Origin of the sequence: Nocardia amikacinitolerans NBRC 108937 (assembly GCF_001612615.1) — a bacterium.
GTDB lineage: Bacteria > Actinomycetota > Actinomycetes > Mycobacteriales > Mycobacteriaceae > Nocardia > Nocardia amikacinitolerans.
Window position 1 is genome coordinate 397,442 of record NZ_BDAU01000011.1, and the last position, 6,112, is coordinate 403,553.

The 6,112-nt window shown below is 65.9% G+C and carries 3 protein-coding genes; all 3 read right to left on the reverse strand.

The window, feature by feature from the left end:
- Nucleotides 1–48: 48 nt before the first annotated feature.
- Nucleotides 49–3,339, reverse strand: a complete 3,291-nt coding sequence (locus NAM01S_RS12100) for a protein kinase domain-containing protein (protein ID WP_067783864.1) — start codon at nucleotides 3,337–3,339, stop codon at nucleotides 49–51.
- A gap of 242 nt (nucleotides 3,340–3,581) precedes the next feature.
- The gene (locus NAM01S_RS12105) at nucleotides 3,582–4,772 is read right to left on the reverse strand and encodes a thiolase family protein (RefSeq protein ID WP_067783866.1); all 1,191 of its coding nucleotides are present in this window, start codon (nucleotides 4,770–4,772) and stop codon (nucleotides 3,582–3,584) included.
- A 50-nt stretch (nucleotides 4,773–4,822) separates the two neighbouring features.
- Nucleotides 4,823–6,070, reverse strand: a complete 1,248-nt coding sequence (locus NAM01S_RS12110) for an NAD(P)/FAD-dependent oxidoreductase (RefSeq protein WP_067783868.1) — start codon at nucleotides 6,068–6,070, stop codon at nucleotides 4,823–4,825.
- Nucleotides 6,071–6,112: the final 42 nt, after the last annotated feature.

Consider the following 6,112-nt stretch of genomic DNA (forward strand, 5'->3'; position numbering starts at 1 on the left):
CCCGAGTCCTTCTCCAGTGAGCGACCCGGCACGCGACCGCGACACCGATCAGGACGATCGATGGTTCCGCCGCTCGGTATCTTCTGCGATCCAAGCTGCGATCTGAGTGCGCGAGGTGAATCCGAGTTTGGTGAGGATGTGTTCGACGTGGCCCTGCGCGGTCCGTTGCGAGATCACCAATTCGGCAGCGATCTGCCGGTTGGTCATGCCTTGGGCGATGAGATCCGCAACCTGCCGCTCACGCTTGGTCAATATGCACCGACCCGACTCGGGCGTCGTGGCGGTGGGTCGCTCATCCAGTGCATAAGACACGGCTTCATCCATGCTCATCGCTCGACCGTGTCCGAAGGATGAATCGAATCGCCTTGTCCCGAGGGCTGATCGCGCCAGTCGCACGCATTCGTCGTGATGCTGCGGCATTGGGAAGATACCCTCGGGGCTCCCGACAGATCGCCAGAGTTCCTGGACGGCTCCCATCAGCACGGCCGCGCGCTCGGCGTCACCATCGGCGCCGACAATCCAGGCCAGCGCCTCGAGACTCAACGCTGCCACAACCGGGCTGCCCACTCGACGATTCAATCGCAGCGCACGCTGGAGCAGGTCGATCGCCTCGGACCCCTCACCTTGCTGCCAGACCGCGATGCTCGTGTCCCGCAATGCGGCAGACCGAAAAAGCGATTCGCCGCATGCCTCGGTGATGGAGAGCACTTGCCGGTGGTACTCGAGCGCCCGCTCCGTATCACCGGTCAGTTCGTGCACCCAACCGAGCACGGTCAGGGCGGCGACGTACAGGTATCCACTGCGGTCCGAACTGAATCCGTCGGCGGCTCGTTCGAAGGAATCGGAAGCCGCGGCAAGCTCACCCCGATAGAACTGCAGGCCGCCCTCGCAGTAGGCGATCAGCGCCTGAACCATCGGGGTGGGAGCCTGTTCAGTGAGCACGCGTCCCTGCTCCACGAGGCTGTCAGCCGCCTGAAGATCGCCCTGCATGGACGCCAAGACGCAGCCCACGTAGAGCGCTTTGACACGGTCGGGCACGGGTTGTCGGGCGGGGTGGTCCAGAACCCGCGCTATCCACGATCGAGCCTCGCTGTACATGCCTCGGAAATTCCAGAACATGAACAGTGCCGTGGCGGTCCGTAGCCCGGCTTCGGCCGCCTCCTCGCTGTTCTCGTCCAAACAGTATTCGAGCGCGTCGCGCAGGTTCGGTTGCTCACGCTCGAGCCTGGCGAGCCAGTAGGGCTGCCGGTCGCTGATCCAGCCCGCCTCCGCATCCATCGCCAACCGCTGATACCAGTCGCGGTGCCGCCGACGCATATCGCCGTATTCGCCGACGTCATACAGCTTCTGCCTGCCGTATTCCCGTAGCGTCTCCAGCATCCGGAAGCGCACCACACCGCCGGCCTCGTCCCGGATCAGGATCGACTTGTCCACCAGCGAGGACAGCACATCGAGCGGGCCGCCCGGTGGGAGATCAGCGCCACAGATATCTTCGGCGGCGTCGAGTTCGAAACCGCCGGCAAAGACCGACAACCGAGCCCACAGCCGCTGCTCGGCCGGGTCGCACAACTGGTAGCTCCAGTCGACGCACCAACGCAGGGTTTGTTGCCGCGTCGGTGCGGTGCGGCTCGCGCGAGTGAGCAACGCGTATCGGTCGTCGAGGCGTTGCAGGATCTGCTCGGGCGACATCGTGCGCATCCGGGCGGCGGCGAGCTCGATCGCCAGCGGTATTCCGTCCAGCCGAGCACAGATGCGGGCGATGGCGGCCCCGTTGTCCGCGGTCGGCTCGAAATCCGGGATTACGGCGGTCGCGCGGTCTGCGAACAGCGTCACCGCGTCGTAGCGGGGCAGTCCCCGTAACGACGGTTCTTTGTCCGGATCGGGCACCGGCAGCGGCGACACTCGAAATACCGCCTCACCAGGGATATCCAGCGGTTCGCGGCTGGTGGCTAGGATCCGCAGATCGGGACAGGACTGCAACCAGGGCTCGACCAGCCCCGCGACCTCCGGAGCCAGCTGCTCGCAGTTGTCCAGCACCAGCAGCGACTCGCGGCCGGACAGGAACTCGGCTATCACCTCCGGAAGCGGCCGCGTCGACTCGTCACGCAACCCCAGGCCGGCCGCAACGACTGCGAGCAGCAGCGAGGGGTCGGTTACGTCGGCCAGTTCTATCAACCACAGCCCGTCGGCGAAGTCTTTGCGCACAAGAGAGGCGGCACGCAGTGCTAACCGGGTTTTGCCGACCCCACCGATTCCCGTCAACGTCACCAACCGGCTCGAAGCCAGCCGATTCCTCACTTGCGCCACCTCGGTGCGGCGGTCGATGAAACTGGTCAACTCGAGCGGCAGAGCCGCTGCGCTGCGGCGAGCTATCGATGGCGCTGCGGGCGGGCGCCATCCCCGCAAGGCCGACTTGCGATCTCGGCGCTGCGCGCCCGGTTCAGCCTGCAGCGCCATGTCTTCGACCGCGTATCCGTGGTGGCGCTGCACTTGCCGGATCGACTCGCCCAGCGCCGCCGCCGACGGCCGTTGGCCGGGATCGCGGCTCATCGCGGTCGCGACCACTGCGGACACATCGTCGGCGATACCGCTCTCGCGCAGGTCCGGCACAGGCTGAGTGGTGATCCGCAGGAACTGGGTGACAACGTTCTCCCCGCTGCGCCGTTCGAACGCCGCGTGCCCGGTCAGCGCGCAGAACAGGGTGGCGCCCAGCCCGTAGACGTCCGCGGACGGGCCGGGGGTTTCGCCCTCGAGCACTTCCGGGGCAGTGAACGCCGGGGATCCGGTGAGGGTGCCCGCATCGGTTTGGAATCCCCCGGCGATCCGGGCGATGCCGAAGTCGGTCAACGCGGGCTCGCCGTAATCGGTCAGCAGAATGTTTCCCGGCTTCACGTCCCGATGCACGATGTCGAGGCGATGTGCGCTCTCCAGTGCTCCGGCGATCTTCACACCGATCCACAACACAGCCTCGACCGGCAGGGGACCTTGACTGCGGATCCGGACGTCCAGCGAGTCCAACGGGTGATATGGCATCACCAGGTACGGCCGCCCGCTCGCGGTAGCCCCCGACTGAAGCACCGTCACGATATTCGGATGCCCTGTCAGTCGGCCCATCGCCTGCTGCTCACGGAAGAATCGCGCCCGGTTCTCCGTATCGAGGTCGGCGGTCAGGATTTTCACCGCCACCGTTCGGTCCAGATCGGCCTGCGTGCACCGATAGACCACACCGAAACCGCCCCGCCCGATTTCCTCGGCATCGTCGAACCCTGCCGAGCGCAACTCCTCCGTGACCGGCTCGGACACGTCACGGACTGTCCGGTAAGGATCATCCTCGGCCATTGGCAGCACACCATCCGCCAGCACGTCCCGACACTGGGGAACACGCGTTAATTCGTGGTTAATAGGCAGCGTATCCCACTACACATCGCACACTGTGCTGTTTGGAGGGCGCCTTCCATTGCTGCGACTGGGGCGACCTGCCGATATGAACACTCATGGGCGTAGCCCTGTTCGGATGTCTACGGCCGCAGGGTCATTCAGCCGAGCGGCGCCCTTCGGCATGTCGGCACGATAGGACGGCGTCAGATGCGCTCGATGAGCGTGGCGTTGGCCATGCCACCGCCTTCGCACATCGTCTGAAGTCCGTATCGACCGCCGGTCTGCTCGAGGTGGTTGAGCATCGTCGCGAGCAGTTTGGTTCCGGATCCGCCGAGCGGATGTCCGAGCGCGATCGCTCCGCCCCTCGGATTGACTTTCGCCAGGTCGGCTCCGAGCTCACGCGCCCACGCCAGCGGAACCGAGGCAAAAGCTTCGTTGACCTCGAACGCGTCGATCTCGTCGATACCGAGCCCGGCCTGCCGCAGAATCCGCTGTGTCGCCGGGATGGGACCGGTCAGCATCAACAACGGGTCGCTACCTACCACGGCGAAGGCGTTGAAACGCGCACGCGGTCGCAGCCCCAGCTGTTCGGCGCGCTCACGGCTCATAACGAGCACAGCAGATGCACCGTCGGTCAGCGGCGAGGAGTTTCCTGGTGTGATCGACCATTCGATCTCGGGAAAGCGTTTCGCGAATTCAGCCGTGTGGAACGACGGCTTCAGACCGCCTAGGCCTTCGACGGTAGTGTTCGGCCGAACCGTCTCGTCCAAGTCGTGAACGAGCGAGCCACCGTCGGAGCCGGGCACGGTTACCGGGACTACTTCCGCGTCGAACGCACCAGCGGCCTGCGCCTTGGCCGCTCGGTGATGCGAGGCCGCGGCGTATTCGTCGAGTTCGCTACGCGACAGCTTCCAACGGCTCGCGATCAGCTCCGCACCAACCCCCTGATTCGCCGGGCCGTCCGGATACCGTTCCGACAGCGACGCGAAAGGATCGCCGCCGATCGCGGAGGCCCCCATCGGCACGCGGCTCATGGATTCCACGCCGCAAGCGATGACGATCTCGTTCACTCCCGCCATGATCGACTGGGCAGCGAAATGCACAGCCTGCTGACTGGAGCCGCACTGCCTGTCGATGGTCGTGGCGGGGACAGCCTCGGGGAATCCCGCCGTCAACAGGGCGGTACGCGCAATGTTGTAACTCTGATCCCGCACCTGCGAAACGCAGCCGGCGAAGACGTCATCGACGAGAGCCGGATCCAGCTTGTTGCGGTCCGCCAGCGCACGCAGTGTAGTGGCGAGCAACTCGGCAGGATGCAAAGCAGAGAGCGCTCCGCCAGGCTTACCGCGTCCGACAGCGGTTCGAACCGCATCTACGATGACGGCTTCCGACATAGAAAATCTCCGATCGTGGATTGAACTCACGCGCTTCACAGCCGAAGCGCTCAAAGACACTGCTTGAGCGGTGTCGCCTGATCTCTCAACAGGTCGCTCGAGACGCGGGCACGCGATGCGACCAGCTTCTTGGCGACCATGAAGTCACGGGGCCCATTGACGACGTCAGCGGCCGTGACTTCGCCGTCCTCGAGGTAGAAGACAGTGAAAGAGCGTCCCGTATCGGTACGCCCGCGCACTACGACCTCGTCGTGACCGGCCGAGAGTCCGACCGTTTGTAGCTTCACGTCGTACTGGTCGGACCAGAACCATGGGATCGCGTCGTAGGCGCGTGGGGCACCGGTCAGTACCGCGGACGCGACCCGCGCCTGTTCGGTGGCGTTCGGCACCGACTCCAGGCGACGGAACCCGCCGTGCTGGGCGCAGGGGTGTCGCGTGCAATCGCCGATTGCCAGGATGTGCGGATCCGCGGTGCGGCAGAATTCGTCGACGAGGATGCCGTCATCGACGGGCAGACCGGCCGCCTCAGCGAGTTCGGTGTTGGGGACCAGTCCAATGCCGACGACCACCAGGTCGGCGGGGAGGCGGGTGCCGTCCGCGAGAGTCACGCCGAGTGCCCGTCCGTCCAGTCCGTACTCGAGACCGCCCACGGAGCAGCCGGTCCGCACCTCGACGCCCTGCTCCGCGTGAACCCGCTCGTAGAATTCGCTCACCACCGCAGCGGTCACCCGAGCGAGCACCCGGGGCGCTGCCTCGAGCACCGTGACCTTCAAGCCAGCCTTCGAACCGACCGCGGCCACTTCGAGGCCGACATACCCGCCGCCGACGACCACCAGGCGGGCACCGGGCGTGAACTGCTCTCGCATGGCGTCGACGTCGGCGAGACCCCGCAATGTGTGAACGTTCGGGGCCGACACGGCGCCGGGCACTGGGAGAGGGCGGGCACGGCCCCCGGTGGCGAGCACCAGCCGGTCGTAAGGAACGTCCGGACCGGCCGCGACCCGTACGTACCGACGCACTCGGTCGATGGCCGTGACCCGGGTGCCGAGGCGAATGTCGAGGTCCTGCTGGGCGTAGGTGGCAGGTGGTCGGATGTAGAGATCCTCGACCGTCGCGGCGCCGGACAAGTATGCCTTGGACAGCGGCGGGCGCGCGTACGGATAGGCGGGCTCCGCGGTCAGGATCGTCACCGGGCCGCGGTGCCCTGCCATACGCAGGGACGCCGCGCATTCGGCGCCTGCCTGGCCTCCGCCAATGATCACGATGCGGTCGTCGGGGTGTGGCTGCTCGATCGTCATCACAACCGAACCACTCGACTACTGCGACTTCGGGATAGCGAC